Origin of the sequence: Pseudomonas alkylphenolica (assembly GCF_004025535.1) — a bacterium.
Taxonomy (GTDB): Bacteria; Pseudomonadota; Gammaproteobacteria; order Pseudomonadales; family Pseudomonadaceae; genus Aquipseudomonas; species Aquipseudomonas alkylphenolica_A.
Genome location: NZ_QJRG01000050.1, coordinates 12,522 through 31,908, shown reverse-complemented (window position 1 = coordinate 31,908; position 19,387 = coordinate 12,522). Strand labels below are relative to the sequence as shown.

The following is a 19,387-nucleotide window of genomic DNA, read 5'->3' as shown; positions in this document are numbered from 1 at the left end:
AACGCACGGGGTTTTCGATGGCATTTCACCATCGCGCTATCAGTTAGCGATAAGCGGTTAGATTATAAATTGCGTTAAATAACAGATAGTTAATTAGTAAATTTAAAGTGCTTAGGAATAAAAAATGGCGTAATGCAATGTCTTGCTCTAATCCTGCCATTCGACTTTAATTTTGATTATTAACTATCTGTTTTATAACGATTTATTTTTTATCAGCTTCTGCATAAGCCGACTGCGCATCCCAACCGCCACCCAGCGCGGCGATTAGCTGCACACTGGCCACCAGGCGCCCCTGCAGCAACGTCAGCACGCTACGCTCGTTACTCAGGGCAGTGGTCTGCACGTTGACCACGTCCAGGTAACCGATCAACCCGGCCTTGTACTGGTTGGTGGTCAGGCGCAGCGACTCGCGCGCGGCTTCCAGTGCTTCACGACGAATCTGGTCTTCGTCTTCATACACGTCGAGCTGCACCAGGTAGTTTTCCACTTCCTTGAAGCCGTCGAGCACGGTCTGGCGGTATTGCGCCACGGTCTGGTCGTAGACCGCTTCGGTGCGGTCGACCTCGGCTGAACGTTGCCCCGCATCGAACAGGGGCATGGCCAGTTGCGGGCCCACCGACCAGAAACGGTTGGGCAGGCTGATCCAGTCGTTGAAGCTACTGCTGCTGTAGCCGCCACTCATGCTCAGGGTCAGGTCCGGAAAGTAGGCAGCCTTGGCCACGCCAATGCTGGCGTTGGCCGACATTACCTTGCGCTCGGCCGAGGCGATGTCAGGACGGCGCTCCAGCAACTGCGACGGCAGCGCCACCGGGATCTGCGGCAAAGCCGGGATGGTGGTGCTATCGGCCAGGGCGAAGTCCGCCGGCGCCTTGCCGAGCAGCACCGCAATGGCGTTCTCCAGCTGCGCACGTTGCCAGATCAGGTCAACCAGGTCGGCCTGGGTGCTTTTCAGCTGGGTTTGCGCCTGCGCCACCGCATCCTTGCCGGACACCCCGGCGCGGTACTGGTTCTCGGTCATGGTCAGCGAGCGCTGGTAGGTCTGCACCGTGGCTTCCAGCAGGCGCTTGTTCTCATCCATCACCCGTAACTGCAGGTAGTTCTGCACCAGCTCCGACTGCAGGCTCAGGCGAATTGCGGCCAGGTCTGCAAGGCTTGCCTGGGCGCTGGCCTCGTTGGCGGCCAGGCCTTCACGCAGCTTGCCCCAGAGGTCGGCCTCCCAGCTCACGCCCAGGGTGGTGCTGTAAGTATCGCGAATACCGCTGCTGTTGTTGCTCAGGCTCGAGCTGGAGCTGCCGGTGCCCTGGCTGGAGCGGGTCTTGCCGGCACGCAGGTCGATGCTGGGGAACAGCGCGCCACGGGCGCTGCGCACCAGGGCCTGGGCCTGACGGTACTGCGCTTCGGATTGCGCGACGGTCTGGTTGCCGGCATTGAGTTCCTCGACCAGGCCATTGAGCTGGGCATCGCCGTACAGCTCCCACCAGGCGCCACGTGCCAGGGCGTCCGACGGGTTGGCCTGGGTCCAGCCTTCGGCGTGTTTGAACACCGCCGGCGTGGGCGCCTGTGGGCGATGGTAGTCCGGGCTCAGGGTGCAGGCGCTGAGCATCGCCAGGCACAGGCTCGAGGCCAGCAGGCGCGAGCCACGGGCGCCGAGCAGTTGCTGCAGGGTGCGGTCGGAGAAAAGTGGACGTCGAGTCATAGCGGGGTTTCCAAAGCAGCGTCGGTGCGCACGCCGCGCCAGTGGTTGAAGCGATGGCGCAGGCGGTCCAGATAGAGGTAGACCACCGGGGTGGTGTAAAGCGTAAGGATCTGGCTGAAGACCAGGCCACCAATAATGGTCAGGCCCAGTGGCTGGCGCATTTCCGCACCTTCGGCACTGCTGATCAGCAGCGGCAAGGCGCCGAGAATGGCCGCCAGGGTGGTCATCAGGATCGGCCGCAGACGCAGCAGGCACGCCCGGCGGATCGATTGTTCCGGGCTCAGCTGTTCATGGCGCTCCAGCTGCAGCGCCAGGTCGATCATCATGATGGCGTTCTTTTTCACCACGCCAATCAGCAGGAACAGGCCCAGCAGGGAAATCAGGCTGAACTCGCTGCCGACCACGTACAGGGTGAGCAAGGCCCCTACCCCGGCCGATGGCAAGGTCGAGAGGATGGTCAGCGGGTGGATGTAGCTCTCGTAGAGAATCCCCAGCACCAGGTACACCGCGAGCAATGCCCCGAGAATCATCCACGGCTGGCCTTTCTGGCTTTCGGTAAAGGCATTGCCGGTACCGCCGAGCTTGGCGATCACATCCTCGGGCAGGCCGACCTTGGCCACCGCCCGCTCCACTGCTGCCATGGCCTGGTCCTGGCTGTAGCCTTCGGCGATGTCGAAGTTGATGTTCTCGGAGGCAAACTGGCCTTCGTGGCTGACCCGATCGTCTGCCAGGCTGTTCTCGTAGTGGGCGATGGTCGACAGCGGTACCCGGGCACCGTCAGCGGTGATCACCTGGACCTGTTCCAGGCTGCGTGGGTCTTGGGCGTACTTGGGATTGATCTCCATCACCACCTGATACTGGTTCAGGCTGTCGTAGATGGTCGAGATCTGCCGCTGGCTGTAGGCGTTGTTGAGTACCGAGGTGACCATGCTCATGTCGATGCCCAGGCGCTTGGCCTGCTCGCGATCGACCACCAGGGTGACCTGCTGGGTGCCGCCGCCGTCGCGGGCATCGATAGCGGTCAGCTCAGGCAAGGTCTTGAAGGCGGCGACCACTTTCGGGTACCACTCGCGCAACGCCGACAGCTCGCTGCTTTGCAGGCTGTAGAGGAACTGCGAAGTGCTCTGATCGCGACCACCACCGAATTGCAGGTCCTGGTCGGCCATGAGGAACAACCGCCCACCGGGCACCTTGGGCATTTCCTTGCGCAAGCGCTCGATGACTTTCTGTGCCGACAGTTTACGTTCGCTGATCGGTTTGAGGCGCACCAGCACCATCGCGTTGTTGGTGCCGCTGTTGCCGCCGATAAAGCCGGCAACGCTCTCAACCGCCGGATCCTTGAGCAGGGCCTGGCGATAGATCTCCATTTTTGGCTGCATCACCTGGAACGACAGGCCATCGTCGCCGCGGACAAAGCCCATCAGCTGGCCGGTGTCTTGCTGTGGAAGGAAGGTCTTGGGTACCACCACATACAGGGCAATGTTGACGCCGATGGTCAGCAGCAACGTGATCAGCGTCAGGCGGCGATGACGCAAGACCCAGTCCAGGCTGCGCCCATAGGCGTTCATCATGCGCAGGTTGAGTTGCTCGCTCCAGCGCTGCAGGCGGGTCTGGCCCTGCTGCGCCTGGGGCTTGAGCCAGCGCGCGCAGAGCATGGGTGTGAGCGTCAGCGAGACCACCAGCGAGACGATGATCGCCACCGCCAGGGTGATGGAAAACTCTCGGAACAACGAGCCGACAATGCCGCCCATGAACAGGATCGAGACAAACACCACCACCAGCGACAGGTTCATCGACAACAGGGTAAAGCCCACTTCCTTGGAGCCCAGGAAGGCTGCGCGCATCGGCGGAACGCCTTCATCGATATGCCGCGAGATGTTCTCGAGCACAACGATGGCATCGTCCACCACCAGGCCGGTGGCGAGGATCAACGCCATCAACGACAGGTTGTTCAGCGAAAAGCCGCACAGGTACATGGCGGCAAAGGTGCCCACCAGCGACACCGGCACCGCCAGCGTCGGAATCAGCGAGGCACGCAGGTTGCCCAGAAACAGGAACACCACCAGCACCACCAGCACCACGGCGATGACCAGGGTGTGCTCGGCTTCCTTGAGCGTCGCCTTGATCACCGGCGAGCGGTCCATGGCCACGTCCAGCTTGACGCTGGCAGGCATCAGCGACTCAAGGGCCGGCAACTGCTCCTTGATCTTGTCCACGGTCTCGATGATGTTGGCACCGGTCTGGCGGTTGATCACCAGCAGTACCGCTTGATCGTTATTGAAAAAGCCGCTGTTGTAGCGGTTCTCCACCGCATCGCTGACCTTGGCCACATGCCTCAGGCGCAGCACCGAACCGTCCTGGTAACGAATGACCAGCGGCTCGTAGTCCTTGGCCTTTTCCAGCTGGTCATTGGCCTGCACCTGCCAGTTGCGCTGACCGTCTTCGATAAAGCCCTTGGGCCGGCGCTGGTTGGCGTTGGCGATCGTCGCGCGCACATCGTCCAGGGCAACGCCGTACTGGTTGAGCAACTGCGGTTCGAGTTCGATCCGCACGGCGGGCAGCGAACTGCCGCCGATCTGTACCTCCCCTACTCCCGGCACCTGCGACAGGCTTTGCGACAGGATGGTCGATGCCAGGTCGTAGAGCTGGCCCTTCTCCATCACGCTGGAGGTCAGCGCCAACACCATGATCGGTGCCTGCGAGGGGTTGAACTTCTTGTAGGTGGGCATGCTGCGCATGCCACTGGGCAACAGGTTGCGCGAGGCGTTGATGGCTGCCTGCACTTCACGGGCCGCGGCATCGATGTCACGGCCTTGGTCAAAGCCGAGAATCACCCGGGTCGAGCCCTGGCTGGAACTGCTGGTCAGGGTGGTGACGCCCGCGATCGCGCCCATCGAGCGCTCCAGGGGCGTGGCCACCGTCGAGGCCATGACCTCGGGGCTGGCCCCGGCCAGGTTGGCCTGGACCACGATCACCGGGAACTCGATCTGCGGCAGCGGTGCCACCGGCAGCAGGCCGAAGCTGACGCCACCGAGCAGCATGATCGCCAGGCTCAGGAGCATGGTCGCTACCGGGCGGCGGATAAAAGGTGCGGAGAGGTTCATGGCTTTTCCAGCACCACAGCGTCAGCCTGTGGCCGCATGCGCCGTGCCAGCCGATCGAAGTACAGATAGATGACCGGCGTAGTGAACAGCGTCAGCACCTGGCTCACCAGCAACCCGCCGACCATCACCAGGCCCAGCGGCTGGCGCAACTCGGCGCCGGAACCGCTGGCCAGCATCAGCGGGATGGCACCAAACAGGGCCGCCAGCGTGGTCATCAGGATCGGCCGGAAGCGCAGCAGCGCCGCCTGGTAAATTGCCGCTTCCGGGGCCATGCCCTGGTTGCGCTCGGCCTCGAGGGCGAAGTCGATCATCATGATCGCGTTCTTCTTGACGATGCCGATCAGCAGGATGATGCCGATAATGGCGATCATGCCGAGATCGTTACCGGACAGGATCAGTGCCAGCAACGCCCCTACCGCCGCCGACGGCAAGGTCGAGAGGATGGTCACCGGGTGGATGTAGCTCTCGTAGAGCACGCCGAGCACGATGTACATGGTGACCACCGCTGCCAGGATCAGCAGCAAGGTGCTCGACAACGAGGCCTGAAAGGCTTCGGCCGCCCCCTGGAAACGGGTTTGCACGCCAACCGGCATGCCGATGTCCTCCTGCACCTGTTCAATGGCCTTGACCGCATCACCGAGCGCCACGCCCTGCCCGAGGTTGAACGACATCATCACCGCCGGGAACTGGCCGATATGGGCAATCGCCAGTTGCGCCTGACGCTGCTCGATACGGGCAAGGCTCGACAGCCGCACTTGCCCGCCATCCACGGCCTTGACGTGGATCTGTTCAAGCACCTGCGGCCCGAGGGTTGCTGCCGCCTCGGCCTGCAACACCACCCGGTACTGGCTGGCCTGGGTGTAGATCGTCGAGATCTGCCGTTGGCCAAAGGCGTCATACAGGGCGTTGGTAATGTCGGCGACGTTGATACCCAGACGGCTGGCGGCATCGCGGTCGATCACCAGGAACACCTGCAAGCCTTTGTCCTGCAGGTCACTGGCGACATCGGTGAGCTCCGGACGCTGCTGCAGGGCATCCACCAGCTTGCCGCTCCACAGTGCCAACAGGTCGGCATCCGGCGAGGACAGGCTGAACTGGTACTGGGTGCGGCTGACCCGGTCTTCGATGCTCAGGTCCTGTACCGGCTGCATGAACAGGCGGATACCGACCAGTTTGTCGACCTGCGGCTGCAACCGGGCAATCACCTGCGCGGCAGTGTCGTCACGCTCGCCATGGGGCTTGAGGTTGATCAGCAAGCGGCCGCTGTTGAGCGTGGCGTTGTCGCCGTCGACGCCTATGTACGACGACAGGCTCTGCACGGCCGGATCCTGGAGGATCACCGCACTGAGCTGTTGCTGGCGTTCGCTCATGGCGGCGAACGACACCGACTGCGGCGCTTCGGAAATACCCTGGATCACCCCGGTGTCCTGCGCCGGGAAGAAGCCTTTGGGCACCACCAGGTACAACAGCACGGTCAGGCCCAGGGTCGCCACGGCCACCAGCAGGGTCAGCGGCTGGTGCTTGAGTACCCACTGCAGGCCGCGGCCGTAGCCGGCAATCATCCAGTCGATCCAGGCACCGCTGGCGCGGTAGAAGCGCCCCTGTTCGTGTTCGGCAGGTTCACGTTTCAGCAGGCGCGCGCACATCATCGGCGTCAAGGTCAGCGACACCACCAGGGAAATCAGGATCGCCACGGCCAGGGTGATGGCAAATTCGCGGAACAAGCGACCGACCACATCGGCCATGAACAGCAGCGGGATCAGTACGGCAATCAGCGAGAAGGTCAGCGAGATCAGGGTGAAGCCGATCTGCCGGGCGCCCTTGAGCGCCGCCTGCATCGGCGTTTCGCCCTCTTCAATGTGCCGGGAGATGTTCTCCAGCATGACGATGGCGTCGTCCACCACAAAACCGGTGGCGATGGTCAGCGCCATCAGTGTCAGGTTGTTGATCGAGAAGCCGGCCAGGTACATCACCGCGAAGGTGCCGATCAACGACAGTGGCACCGCCACCGACGGAATGATGGTCGCACTGAAGCGGCGCAGGAACACAAAGGTCACCATCACCACCAGGGCGATGGCCAGCAGCAGTTCGTTGCGCACATCCTTGACCGAGGCACGAATGGTCTGCGTGCGGTCGGTCAGTACGCTGACATCCAGGCCGGCCGGCAGGTTGTCGGTAACCGAGGGCAGCATGGCCTTGATGCGGTCGACCACCTCGATCACGTTCGCCCCTGGCTGGCGCTGAATGTTCAGCAGCACCGCCTGGTTCTGGTTGGCCCAGGCCGCCAGACGCTCGTTCTCGGCACCGTCAACGATCTCGGCAACGTCCTTCAGACGCAGCGGCGCGCCGTTGTTGTACGCCAGGATCAGGTTGGCGTATTCCTCCGGCGATCGCAGCTGGTCGTTGGCATCGAGCATCGACACCCGGGTCGGGCCGTCGAAGTTGCCCTTGGGCTGGTTGACGTTGGACGCGCCGATCAGGGTGCGCACGTCCGCCAGGTTCAGGCCGGCTGCTGCCAGTGCATCGGGGTTGACCTTGATCCGCACCGCCTGGCGCTGGCCGCCGGCGATGCTGACCATGCCGACGCCGCTGATCTGGGCGATTTTCTGCGCCACCCGGGTATCGACCAGGTCGTTGAGCTTGGGCAGCGGCATGGTTTTCGACGAAATCGCCAGGGTCAGCACCGGGGTATCCGCGGGGTTGACCTTGTTGTACACCGGCGGCGCCGGCAAATCGCTGGGCAACAGGTTGCTGGCGGCGTTGATCGCCGCCTGCACCTGCTGCTCGGCCACGTCCATGTTCATGTCCAGGCTGAAGCGCAGGGTCAGTACCGAGGCGCCACCGGAACTGGTCGAGGCCATCTGGGTCAGGCCCGGCATCTGCCCGAACTGGCGCTCCAGCGGCGCGGTCACGGCGCTGGTCATCACTTGCGGGCTGGCGCCCGGGTACAGGGTCATGACCCGGATGGTCGGGTAGTCGACCTGGGGCAAGGCCGCCACCGGCAGCAAGGTGTAAGCGATCAGGCCGGCGAGGACGATCGCCAGCATGCTCAGCGTGGTCGCTACCGGACGGAGAATGAACAGCCGCGAGAGGTTCATGCGCGCGCCTTGTCCTTACGGCCCGGGGCGGCAGAGGCATCTTTGTTGTCCTGGCCCTGCAGGTGCTGGCCAGGCGTTACCGGGACTTGCGAACTGTCATTGACCACTTCTACATCACTGCCGTCACGCAGGCGGTCGGTGCCTTCGAGCACTACCCGTTCGCCTTTGGCCAGCCCCTCGACGACCACCGTGTGGTTACCGTCGCTGGCTCCCAGGGTCAGCTTGCGGATGCGCACCTTGTTGTCGCCTTCCATCACGTAGACAAACGAGCCATCGGTACCGAACTGGATCGCCGCCGACGGCGCCAGCACCACATCCTTCAGGGTATCGGCGAGCAGGCGCACATTGACGAACTGGTTGGGGAACAGGGCTTCGTCCTGGTTTTCGAAGTAAGCCTTGAACTTCAGGGTGCCGGTGGTGGTGTCGATCTGGTTGTCGAGGCTGCGCAGGACGCCGACTGCCTGCTGCTTGAGATCGCCGCGATCCCAGGCTTCAACGGGCAGTTTCGCACCACTGCGGTAGCGCGCCAGTACCGTATTGAGCTGAGTTTCGGGCAAGGTAAAGGCCACGGTGATCGGTTGGGTCTGGGTGATCACCACCAGCGCCGTAGTGTCGTTGGCCGCCACCAGGTTGCCGACGTCGAGCTGACGCAGGCCCAGGCGGCCGCTGATCGGTGCGCGAATGCGGGTGAAATCGAGGTTCAGCTTGGCATCACCGACGGCGGCCTGGTTGGTTTTGATCGTGCCCTGGAACTGGCCGACCAGCGCCACCTGGGTGTCCAGCGTCTGCTTGGCGATGCTGTCTTCGGCGTACAGGCCTTTATAGCGCTCCAGGTCGATCTGGGCGTTTTTCAGTTGGGCCTGGTTTTGCGCCAGGGTACCTTCAGCCTGTTGCAGGGCAATCTGGTAGGTGCGCGGGTCGATCTCGGCGAGCAGGTCACCGCTCTTGACCCGCTGCCCTTCCTGGAAGTTGACCTTGACCAGTTCACCGGCGACACGACTGCGCACATTGACCGTGTTGGTCGCCGTTACCGTGCCCAGTGCCTTGAGGTACACCGGGAAGTCGCCCACGGTCGCGGGTTCGACGCGCACCGGCACCGGCCCGGCGAACGCCCCGAAGCCTGGTCGCCCGCCTTTGCCGGCGGGTGCGCCGGCCGCCTTGTGCGCCGCCGGAGACGGCCACAGCCACCAGCACAGGCCGGCAACCAGCAGCAGGATCAGCAGGCCGAAAAGCCAGCGACGAGGGGAGCGGGAACGAGAAAGCATCGGTTGATCGACCATTGGACTGGAAAGAATTCTTTTGAGGAGGCTGAACGATAAGCACTGGCGAGAAAATAGCAAAGCGGCTTTACCGGCAATTTACCTTGAGCTTACGTTGCTAAGACAATGAAGCATAAATAAAAACGGCCTGGACAAGGTCCAGGCCGCAACAAATGCTTACAGCATGCGGGGCACGCCCGCGATCACATTACTTCAGAACAGCCAGCGCAGCATCGTAGTTCGGCTCGTCAGCGATTTCGCCAACCAGCTCGCTGTGCAGCACGGTGTCATTTTCGTCCAGCACGACCACGGCGCGGGCGGTCAGGCCAGCCAGCGGGCCGTCGGCGATGGCAACACCGTAGTTCTCGATGAATTCGCGGCCACGCAGGGTCGACAGGTTCTGGACATTTTCCAGGCCTTCGGCGCCGCAGAAACGGGCTTGGGCAAACGGGAGGTCGGCGGAGATGCACAGCACCACGGTGTTGTTCAGCTCACCGGCCTTCTTGTTGAAGGTGCGAACCGAGGTGGCGCACGTCGGGGTGTCGACGCTTGGGAAGATGTTGAGGACTTTGCGCTTGCCGGCCAGGCTGGCCAGGGTTACATCAGCAAGACCAGCGCCGACCAGGGAGAAAGCCGGGGCTTTGGCGCCAACCTTTGGCAGTTCGCCCTTGACCTGAACCGGGTTGCCTTTGAGAGTCACTTGAGCCATGAACTGATTCCTTATGCGTGGATTAAGTAAGGGACCAGAGTTAAGCATGAAAGTGCCCGGCTACCTATGGGGGCGCACAAATTGTTTTATTGCCAGACAATTTTTGTGGACAATCCAGGCGCTCAAAAGCTGACAATCCAGCTTTTGAGCGCCCGCTCACGGTCAGCTGAGCAGCGAATAGACCAGCGCCGAGATAGCCACCAGGCCAACGGCAACCACGAACACGTTGGACATTTGCCCGCTGTATTTGCGCATGGCCGGTACCTTGCGGATGGCATACATCGGCATCAGGAACAGAATGGCCGCGATTACCGGGCCACCGAGGGTCTCGATCATGCCCAGGATGCTCGGGTTGAGCGTGGCGACGATCCAGCAGATCACCAGCATGAAGGCGGCGGTCATGCGGTCGAGGGTCTTGGCCGCCGGGCGCTTGCCGGTTTTCACGATCAGGCCTTTCAGTCCTTCGCTGGCGCCGATGTAATGCCCCAGGAACGACTTGGCAATTGCAATGAACGCAATCAGCGGCGCAGCAAAGGCGATGGTCGGGTTGCTGAAGTGGTTGGCCAGGTACGACAGGATCGACAGGTTCTGTGCCTTGGCCTCGGCCAGTTGCGCCGGGGTCAGGGTCAATACGCAGCTGAACACGAAGAACATCACCATGGCGACCATCAACAGGTGAGCGCGGCAGAGGATCTGCCCGCTGCGCTCATCGGCATGCACGCCGTACTGACGTTTCTGGTCAACGGCGAATGCCGAGATGATCGGCGAATGGTTGAAGGAGAACACCATCACCGGGATCGCCAGCCACAGGGTGTGCAGGAACGCCGAGCCCGACGGCAGTTCGCTGGCGGTGCTGAGGATGCCGCCGCTCCAGTGCGGAATCAGGAACACCGCGAGGAACGCCAGGGCAACGATGAACGGATACACCAGCAGGCTCATGACCTTGACCGTGGCCTGTTCACCACAGCGCACGATCGCCAGCAGGCCGAGAATCAGTACAAAGGACAGCACCGCCCGAGGGGGTGGCTGAATGTGCAGTTGGTGTTCCATGAAGCTGCCGACCGTGTTGGTCAGTGCCACGCTGTAGATCAGCAGGATCGGGAAAATGGCGAAGAAGTACAGCAAGGTGATCAAGGCGCCGGCGCGGATGCCAAAGTGCTCTTCGACCACGTCGGTGATGTCGGCCCCTTCACGCCCGGAGAGGACGAAACGGGTCAGCCCGCGGTGGGCGTAATAGGTCATCGGGAAGGCCAGCAGCGCCAGGATCAGCAAGGGCCAGAAGCCGCCCAGGCCAGCGTTGATGGGCAAAAACAGGGTACCGGCACCGATCGCCGTGCCGAACAGGCCCAGCATCCAGGTGGTGTCCTGACGGGACCAGCTGCCGAGCGCGACTGGGGTAGATTCGAAGCGTTGTTCAACGCTTGGGGCCTGCTCATTCATCCGGGTGCAACTCCACTCGCAAGACTGCAACAGGGCTGAGAGTGGCTACCCAGAGGCATCACCGCCCCTCAACCATACAAAGAGGGGCGCGATTGTGCGCGCATTGGTTGCACTTGAGAAGCCCCGCCCGACGGAGCGGTTGCACCTAGAGGGCTGCAGGAGTGTAACCCTTCGCGGGTGAACCCGCTCCCACAGAGATCAGAACGGTACCTGTGGGAGCGGGTTTACCCGCGAAAGAAAACAGCTGCTAGTACAGGTTACGCCTGCACTGCCGCGATGGCTTGGGCCACTTGCTGCAGGTTGTCAGGGCGCAGGCCAGACATGCACACCCGGCCGCTGTCGATCAGGTACACGCCGAACTCGTCACGCAGACGACGCACCTGCTCGACGCTCAGACCGGTGTAGCTGAACATGCCGCGCTGGCTCAGGAAGAACTGGAAGTCCTTGCCCGGCAGCAGCACGGCCAAGGCATCGACCAGGCCCTGACGCATCTCCAGAATGCGCAAGCGCATCTGCTCCACCTCGGCCGCCCACTGGGCGTTGAGCACTGGGTCACCGAGTACACCGGCCACCAGTTGGGCACCGAAGGCCGGTGGGCTGGAATAGTTGCGACGGACAGTGGCCTTGAGCTGGCCGAGCACGCTTTGTGCGGTGTCGGCGTCGTCGCAGACCACCGACAGGCCGCCTACGCGCTCGCCGTACAGCGAGAAGATTTTCGAGAACGAGTTGCTCACCAGGCACGGCACACCGGCACGGGCGGCTTCGCGGATGGCGTAGGCGTCTTCGATCAGGCCTTCACCAAAGCCCTGGTAGGCGATGTCGAGGAACGGAATCAGGTTGCGCGCCTTGACCACTTCGATCACCTGCTGCCACTGCGCCTGGCTCAGGTCGACACCGGTAGGGTTGTGGCAGCACGGGTGCAGTAGCACGATGCTGTTGGCCGGCAGGCCCTGCAAGGTGGCAAGCATGCCGCCGAAGTCCAGGCCACGGGTGTTCGGGTCGAAGTACGGGTAGGTGTGCACCTTGAAGCCTGCGCCTTCGAAGATCGCCCGGTGGTTGTCCCACGTCGGGTTGCTGACCCACACCTGCGAGTCGGGGAAGTAGCGCTTGAGGAAGTCGGCACCGACTTTCAGTGCACCGGAGCCGCCAACGGTTTGCACGGTTGCCACACGGCCGCCCTGCACGGCCGGATGATCGGTACCGAACAGCAGCGCCTGAATCGCCTGGCGGTAGCTGCCCAGGCCTTCCATCGGCAGGTACAGGGAGGCTTCATGCGGCTGGCCGGCGATGCGCCGTTCGGCTTCGCCAACGGCTGCCAGTTGTGGCACTACGCCTGCGGCATCGTAATACAGGCCGATACTCAGGTTGACCTTGTTGGCGCGCGGATCGGCCTTGAAGGTCTCCATCAGGGAGAGAATCGGATCGCCGGCATAGGCATCGACATGTTTGAACACAGCGTGCAGCTCCTTGGGTCTGGGCAATTCATGAATGACTGTGGCGAGAATACCTGTACTGAGGGCCGAGGAACATTACCCTTGGTGCAACTGATCAGTGCATGTATGCACAGTAACTGGCGGTGACCGCACTACTTGGCAAGCCCACACACATCGTCGCCTGACCGGTATCACGCAGGCAGGCGCGGCGGGTACGGTACGGGCCAGGGCAATGACGCCCCTGGTCTCGGTACCGGACAAGCCGTTCACCGCCATCCGCACCATGAGCAAGGTACCGACAACAACGAAGCTGGCCATTAGCGACACCAGGGAAATACACAGGGTGCGTGAGGTGGCCAAGCGCCGGCAATTGCTATGCTAGGCAGCCAGCCAGTGTTGCAATTTTCCCATCGCGCTACTCAAGCGCTGGTTTGCTTCGGTCAGCTGCTCATCGTTACCATCAACGGGTATCCCGGACAGGTTGGATGCAGCGTGACGAAGCTCTTGATAAATGCCTAGTAACTGCGCGACAGGCGCATTGAAGAGCAAACCTTCTTCAATGCGCCTGAGGTAATCCTCTACGTTGGTATTGCCACCATAGAAACACTCAAGCAATGGTTCAGGTGGGCGAAAGGCATTCATATGCATGTTCCGCACCGGAGTATCAGTTCGAATTTCGGTATTGGCGCTGGATAGGGCTATGAATTCGCCCTTGAGCTCATCCCGCACCTTTGTCCGCTCCCGGGCATCATTGATTTCTGATGGTAGGCGTTGGAGCCCGGCCAGCAATTGATCGGTAAAAACCTTCTCTCTATTGCCTGGCAAGTGCGAATAAAGGGCCAGTACACCGTCTACGTCACTGCCGGACATAACCGAAGACGCTGTTGAGACGCGGCTTAGCGCTTCAAGAACGCTCCCCAGCATCTCCTGGGTGAGAGGTGCATGAAATTCCAGATGGTAATGCGGGTGCATCTTTCCATTAGCGCCAAACTTCACCCCAAGTGTGTGGTAGTAATCATAGTCCTTAGGGTTGGCTTGACGAGGCAAATGGAAGTCCTCATGAACATTGCCGTCACCTACCAGATGATTTTCATGAATCGTCAGCAACGGCAACCCATGGGAATCCTGCAGGCCATTGTAAGCCGCGATAACGGCGGTGACCGCACGTTCGACATCACGCTTTGTTGATTGACTAAGCTCGCCGCTGGCAAATCCCCCATTGCCGATGAGATTGACCAAACCACGCCCAGCATGCACCTCGACAGTCTCAACAAGCGATATCGGATGGCACTGATAGGTTTGCCAGGCTGCACTTGAGCTGGTTGCCGTAGACAGTGCACCTGGCGCGTTTTCTGCTTTTTCCAAGAAGGGATGGATCAGGGTGTCTTTGCGGTGATGAATGCCAGGCATCAAGGGGATGCCCACCAAGTTTGGCATGGAGCCAGCTCGTTGCGACCCCTTCAGCGACAGCTCTTCAAGGTCATCGCCCTCTTCGTTCTGGGCTAGTCGCGAAAGCCGCTCGGCAATCTGGCAGCTTAGATTACTGAGGTTGAGCGGCGTACCGAGCCATGCCTCAAGCGCGTCGGATGATAGCAACTCGGCAATTGCCTTACAGGGATGGTCGAACTCCTGATGCGTGCCGTCCTTCGAAATGATGTAAGACTCGCCCGTCCAGAGGATGCTCCGTTCACCATCATATCGAGGGATCAATTCACCTGCATCGGGAACGCTTGCGTCGATGAAGCGACAGTCGACAGGCCAGACCACCTTTTCCAGCAAATGATTTACGACAGTACAAATTTGCGGCGCACACGCGCCCGGTTTGCGCAATGCTGCCAATAACACTTCAGAATTGGTGCAGATGCCAAGGATTTGGACAGGCGCGCCAGCTGTGAGCGTGCCGGCGCTTGGAAGTGCTGTAAGCATCGGAATTTCCTCTATCTGGATTTACGCAGCGAAGAGTAATTCGTACAAGCAAATCAACGTAGCGCCCACTTCAGACCCGTGAAGCTGGAAACAACTGTTGACCAAGTGGGAAACGGCCACAGCACGTCACCCCGGAATGGATTGACGCACCTCCCCGGACGGCAGGCGAAGGACGAAAACAGAATCGCCAACAGGGTAACCAAGCCGATCGGCACCACGAATACATTGGAGACCTGGCCCGAGTATTTGCGCAGCGCCGCCACCTTGTGGGCTGGCTTGCCAGCGATACCGCCCTCACATTCACGACTGGGTCAACACCTGCAACTGCTCCAGCTCGGACACAGTCAGGGTCACCCCGACTTTCGCAGACTGCTCACGTTCACGATAGCGACGCTCACCGGGCATACGGGTCAAGCCCACGGCCTGCATCTGGCGCACCAGTTCATGGCTGCGCTCGGCAAAGTGATTGCCCTGAGACCTGGACGGGTCGATGACGATGAGCAATTGCCCGGTCCAGGGCGTTTTCGCCCCTGGATGTTGCGACCAGTCGAACTCGAACGAAAAGTTGCCACCGGTCAGCGCCGCCGCCAGCAATTCAACCATCATCGACAGTGCCGAGCCCTTGTGCCCGCCGAACGGCAGCAAGGCGCCGCCCTCAAGGATTTTCTGCGGGTCGCAGGTCGGTTGCCCCTGGCTGTCGACGCCCATGCCTTCCGGCAGCATCTGGCCTTTGCGCGCGGCAATCTGCACGTCGCCGTGGGCAATGGCGCTGGTGGCCATGTCGAACACAATCGGGTCGCTGCCGGCACAGGGCGCGGCAAACGCGATCGGGTTGGTGCCGAACAGCGGCTTGCGTGCTCCATGCGGCACCACGCAGGTCATGCTGTTGACCACGCTCAGGGCCACCAGGCCTTCATCGGCGAAGGGTTCGACATCGGGCCACAACGCCGCGAAATGGTGCGAATTGTGGATCGCCAACACGGCGATCCCGGCGCTGCGGACCTTCTCCACCAGCAACCCGCGGGCCGCGGCCAAGGCTGGCTGGGCAAAACCGCCCTTGGCGTCGACGCGCACGTAGCCGCTGGCGACATCCTCTACTTCCGGCACCGCCTTGCCATCGACCCAGCCGCTGGCGAGGGTCGACACATAACCCGGAATGCGAAATACACCGTGGCTGTGGGCACCATCACGCTGAGCGCTGGCGCAGTTGAACGCCAGCGCGCGGGCCACCGCTTCACTGGTGCCATGTTTGACGAAAATGCGCTGCAACAAGGCCTGCAGGTCGGCGAAAGGCATGTGCGCGACAGCAGTGTCGGGGTGTGCGGACATCTGAAGCTCCCTTATTGGATTTGGAGTGGGCGACAGCGATGAGCAATGGCGAAACTTTCCTCTTGTGACAGCAAACTGTCAAATATTGACTTGATGACAGAAAACATTCATTTTCTGTTTCAACGTGCAACTGCCTTCGAGAATGACCGTGAGCCAACCGATCAAACAACGTCTGGAAAACAGCCTGCACAACGCAGCGGCGTCCGGGCGCAAGATCGCCAGCTACATGCTCGCCAACCTCACCGACTTGCCCTTTGAGACCTCCGCCAGCCTGGCGGCGAAAATTGGCGTCAGCGAGTCCAGTGTCGGCCGGTTTTGCCGGGCACTGGGTTACGAGCACCTCAAGGCACTCAAACATGACCTCAAGGACGACCTGGGCGATGGCCCCTGGCTGGTCGGTGACCGGCTGCAGGAATTTCGCCAACAGCACGGCAAAGACGCCGCCGGCCTGGCACGCAGCCTGGAACAGGAAGTCGGCGCGCTGGTGCGGGTTTACGAATACAGCCGCACCCCCGCCTGGCAAGTGGTCAGCCAGCGCCTGGCCCAGCGCCGCAAAGTGTTTATCGCCGGCTTTCAGACCGAGCGCGGCGTCGCCCTGTGCATGACCCACTTGCTGCAATACCTGCGCGACGGCGTGCAGGTGGTCGACGGCAGTGCCGGGCATTTTGGCGAGGTGTTGCTCAGCAACCCGGCCGACTGCGCCCTGGTGGTCTTCGAGGCGCGCCGCTATTCACGCCATGCCCTGACCCTGTGCCGCAAGGCACGCGAAGCGGGCATCGCCGTCACCCTGGTGACCGATACCTTTTGTGACTGGGCCGATGCCAACGCCGATGAAGTGTTCCGCATCCCCACCGAGTTCAATCTGTTTTGGGAGTCGACCGCGACCATGCTGTCGTGGGTACACCTGATGGTCAACGAGGTCTGCAAGAAGCTCGGACCGGATGTTGAAAAACGCTTGGAAGCAACTGCCGCTCTACACAATGAATTCGTTGGCTACACGTCAGCGAGCAAACAATAGCAAGAGTGCAAACAACAGATCGAGGTGTGACATGAAACCCGTTATCCGCTTTGCAGGTGCGTGCGCCCTGCTGCTCGCCGGTGCCACCCTGGCCCAGGCCGAAACCCTGAAGATCGCCACCGAAGGCGCTTACCCGCCGTTCAACTATGTCGACTCGGATAACCAGTTGCATGGCTTTGACGTCGACATCAGCAAGGCGCTGTGCGAGCAGATGAAAGTCGAGTGCACGCTGGTGGCCCAGGACTGGGAAGGCATCATTCCGGCGCTGATGGCGAAGAAGTACGACGCGGTGGTGGCCTCGATGATCAATACCGAAGAGCGTCGTAAAAAGATCGCCTTCACCAACCACTACTACAAGACGCCGCTGTCGGTCGCCGTGCCCAAGGACAGCAAGATCACCGACGCGCAAACCGACTTCAAAGGCTACACCGTCGGCGCGCAGGCCTCCTCCACCCAGGCCATCTACGCCGAGGACGTCTACGGCAAGGCCGGTGCCGACGTCAAACTCTACCCTACCCTCGATGAAGCCAACGCCGACCTCGCGGCCGGGCGCCTGGACGGCGTGATTGCCGACAAGTTCCCGCTGACCGAGTGGCTGGGCAAGGCCGGCAAGGACTGCTGCCATATCCTCGGTGACGTCAATGGCACCAAGGCAGACGCCTCGATTGCCGTGCGCAAGGAAGACGAAGCCCTGCGCGAGCGCCTGAACAAGGCCCTGGACGAAATCGTCGCCAACGGTACCTACCAGAAGATCGCCAGTCGTTACTTCGACTTCGATATCTACCAGTAAATCTCACGTCCTGTGAGGGACCTGTGGGCGCTGGCCTTGCCAGCGATGCAGACGCCGCGCACTGACTGATTGCGCGTCGATGCCATCGCTGGCAAGGCCGGCTTCCACAGGGCTGTGTGTCTGTCTTGCGAGAGGGTTTGAGCATGCTCGAACAATTGTCACTGCTTTCCTTCGCCAGTGGCGGCTGGGGCCAGGCCCTGCTCGCCGGCGCCCTGGTCACCATTTCGCTGGCCCTCGCCTGCCTGCCCATCGGCTTGCCGCTTGGCCTGGGAGTGGCCTTGATGGCGCGCTCGCGCAAGCGCTTTCCGCGCGCCGTGGCTACGGTTTTTTCTACGGTGTTCCGCGGCCTGCCGGAACTGCTGACGCTGTTGATCATCTATTACGGCTGCCAGATCGCCGCGCAAAAAATCCTCGCCGCCATGGGCTACGAAGGTGAGGTGATGATCAACACCTTCCTCGCCGCCATGGTCGCCTTCAGCCTGGTGTTCGCCGCGTTCTCCAGTGAGATCTGGCTGGGCGCTTTCAAAACTGTGGCCAAGGGCCAATACGAAGCCTCCCAAGCCCTGGGCCTGAGCAAGGCCACCACCTTTCGCAAGGTGATCTTCCCGCAACTGGTGCGCATTGCCATGCCAGGGTTGTCGAACAACTGGCTGTCGCTGCTCAAGGACACCTCGCTGGTGTCGACCATTTCGCTGGTCGACCTGATGCGCCAGACCAACCTGGCCGTGAGCGTGACCAAGGAGCCGATGTTCTTCTACGGCGTCGCCTGCCTCGGCTACCTGCTGTTCTCCGCCCTGTCGGGCCGGGTCTTTGTGTTTATCGAGCAGTATTTCAGTCGCCACCTGCGGAGTGCCCGGACATGAGCTTCGATCAACTGCTGGCGCTGGTGCTCGACCCCGACCTGTTGGAACGCTACGGCCCGCGCTTTATCGACGGGCTGCTGGTGACCGGCAAGCTGGTGGCCATCTCGTTTACTCTCGGTGCCCTGCTCGGCATGCTGCTGGCGCTGGCGCGGTTGTCCAACAACCTGCTGTTGCAGCGACTGAGCGCCGGCTACATCTACTTCTTTCGCGGCTCACCGCTGCTGGCCCAACTGTTCCTGCTGTACTACGGCCTGGGCTCGCTCAAAGGCTTCTGGCAGGACGTGGGGTTGTGGTGGTTCTTCCGCGAAGCCTGGTACTGCACCCTGCTCGCCTTCGTCCTCAACACTGCGGCCTACCAGGCGGAGATCTTTCGCGGCGCGCTGCTGGCCGTTGCCCCTGGCCAGTACGAGGCGGCCAAGGCCTTGAGCCTGAAACGCTCGACCACCTTCTTCAAAGTGATCCTGCCGCAATCGATGATCGTCGCCATCGGCCCGCTGGGTAATGAACTGATTCTGATGATCAAGGCCAGCGCGATTGCCTCGCTGGTGACCATCTATGACCTGATGGGCGTGACCAAGCTGGCGTTCTCGCGCAGCTTCGACTTCCAGATCTACCTGTGGGCCGCCGTGCTCTACCTGCTGATCGTCGAGATCGTGCGCCGCAGCCTCAAACACATAGAAGCCCGCCTGGGCCGCCACCTGCACTGATTGCCTGTTTGTGAG

The 19,387-nt window shown here is 61.6% G+C and carries 13 protein-coding genes; 4 read left to right on the top strand and 9 right to left on the bottom strand.

The window, feature by feature from the left end; all coding sequences use genetic code 11:
- Nucleotides 1-202: 202 nt before the first annotated feature.
- From DM813_RS27040 to DM813_RS26995, 9 genes are all read right to left on the bottom strand, one after another.
- Nucleotides 203-1,696 (bottom strand): efflux transporter outer membrane subunit, encoded by a 1,494-nt coding sequence (locus DM813_RS27040; RefSeq protein WP_128326471.1) that lies wholly within the window; start codon nt 1,694-1,696, stop codon nt 203-205.
- On the bottom strand, nt 1,693-4,800 hold the full coding sequence (locus DM813_RS27035; protein WP_128326470.1) for an efflux RND transporter permease subunit: 3,108 nt from the start codon (nt 4,798-4,800) through the stop codon (nt 1,693-1,695). Before DM813_RS27035 ends, DM813_RS27040 begins: the two co-directional genes overlap by 4 nt.
- A complete protein-coding gene (locus DM813_RS27030; protein ID WP_128326469.1) occupies nt 4,797-7,898 on the bottom strand; it encodes an MdtB/MuxB family multidrug efflux RND transporter permease subunit in 3,102 nt (1,033 codons plus the stop codon). The genes DM813_RS27035 and DM813_RS27030 overlap by 4 nt, the downstream gene beginning before the upstream one ends.
- Nucleotides 7,895-9,178, bottom strand: a complete 1,284-nt coding sequence (locus DM813_RS27025) for an MdtA/MuxA family multidrug efflux RND transporter periplasmic adaptor subunit (protein ID WP_128326468.1) — start codon at nt 9,176-9,178, stop codon at nt 7,895-7,897. The genes DM813_RS27030 and DM813_RS27025 overlap by 4 nt, the downstream gene beginning before the upstream one ends.
- Nucleotides 9,179-9,365: 187 nt before the next feature.
- Entirely contained in the window at nt 9,366-9,866 is a 501-nt protein-coding gene (gene tpx, locus DM813_RS27020; protein ID WP_128326467.1) for a thiol peroxidase, read from the bottom strand.
- Between the two features lie 162 nt (nt 9,867-10,028).
- Nucleotides 10,029-11,306 carry a serine/threonine transporter gene (locus DM813_RS27015; protein ID WP_128326466.1) on the bottom strand — a complete coding sequence of 426 codons (1,278 nt, stop codon included), beginning with the start codon at nt 11,304-11,306 and terminating at the stop codon, nt 10,029-10,031.
- Nucleotides 11,307-11,563: 257 nt separating this feature from the next.
- Nucleotides 11,564-12,760 (bottom strand): aromatic amino acid transaminase, encoded by a 1,197-nt coding sequence (locus DM813_RS27010; protein WP_128326465.1) that lies wholly within the window; start codon nt 12,758-12,760, stop codon nt 11,564-11,566.
- Nucleotides 12,761-13,117: 357 nt separating this feature from the next.
- Nucleotides 13,118-14,665 carry a hypothetical protein gene (locus DM813_RS27005; protein WP_128326464.1) on the bottom strand — a complete coding sequence of 516 codons (1,548 nt, stop codon included), beginning with the start codon at nt 14,663-14,665 and terminating at the stop codon, nt 13,118-13,120.
- A gap of 300 nt (nt 14,666-14,965) precedes the next feature.
- Complete coding sequence (locus DM813_RS26995) at nt 14,966-15,994, bottom strand: Ldh family oxidoreductase (RefSeq protein ID WP_128326463.1); 1,029 nt, start codon at nt 15,992-15,994, stop codon at nt 14,966-14,968.
- 148 nt (nt 15,995-16,142) lie between these two features.
- Here DM813_RS26995 and DM813_RS26990 point away from each other — a divergent pair, with 148 nt between their 5' ends.
- From DM813_RS26990 to DM813_RS26975, 4 genes are all read left to right on the top strand, one after another.
- Nucleotides 16,143-17,012 (top strand): MurR/RpiR family transcriptional regulator, encoded by an 870-nt coding sequence (locus DM813_RS26990; RefSeq protein WP_128326462.1) that lies wholly within the window; start codon nt 16,143-16,145, stop codon nt 17,010-17,012.
- 31 nt (nt 17,013-17,043) lie between these two features.
- Nucleotides 17,044-17,802, top strand: coding sequence for a transporter substrate-binding domain-containing protein (locus tag DM813_RS26985; protein ID WP_128326461.1), 759 nt, complete (start codon nt 17,044-17,046; stop codon nt 17,800-17,802).
- A gap of 143 nt (nt 17,803-17,945) precedes the next feature.
- Complete coding sequence (locus DM813_RS26980; RefSeq protein ID WP_128326460.1) at nt 17,946-18,665, top strand: ABC transporter permease; 720 nt, start codon at nt 17,946-17,948, stop codon at nt 18,663-18,665.
- On the top strand, nt 18,662-19,372 hold the full coding sequence (locus DM813_RS26975) for an ABC transporter permease (RefSeq protein WP_128326459.1): 711 nt from the start codon (nt 18,662-18,664) through the stop codon (nt 19,370-19,372). Before DM813_RS26980 ends, DM813_RS26975 begins: the two co-directional genes overlap by 4 nt.
- Nucleotides 19,373-19,387: the final 15 nt, after the last annotated feature.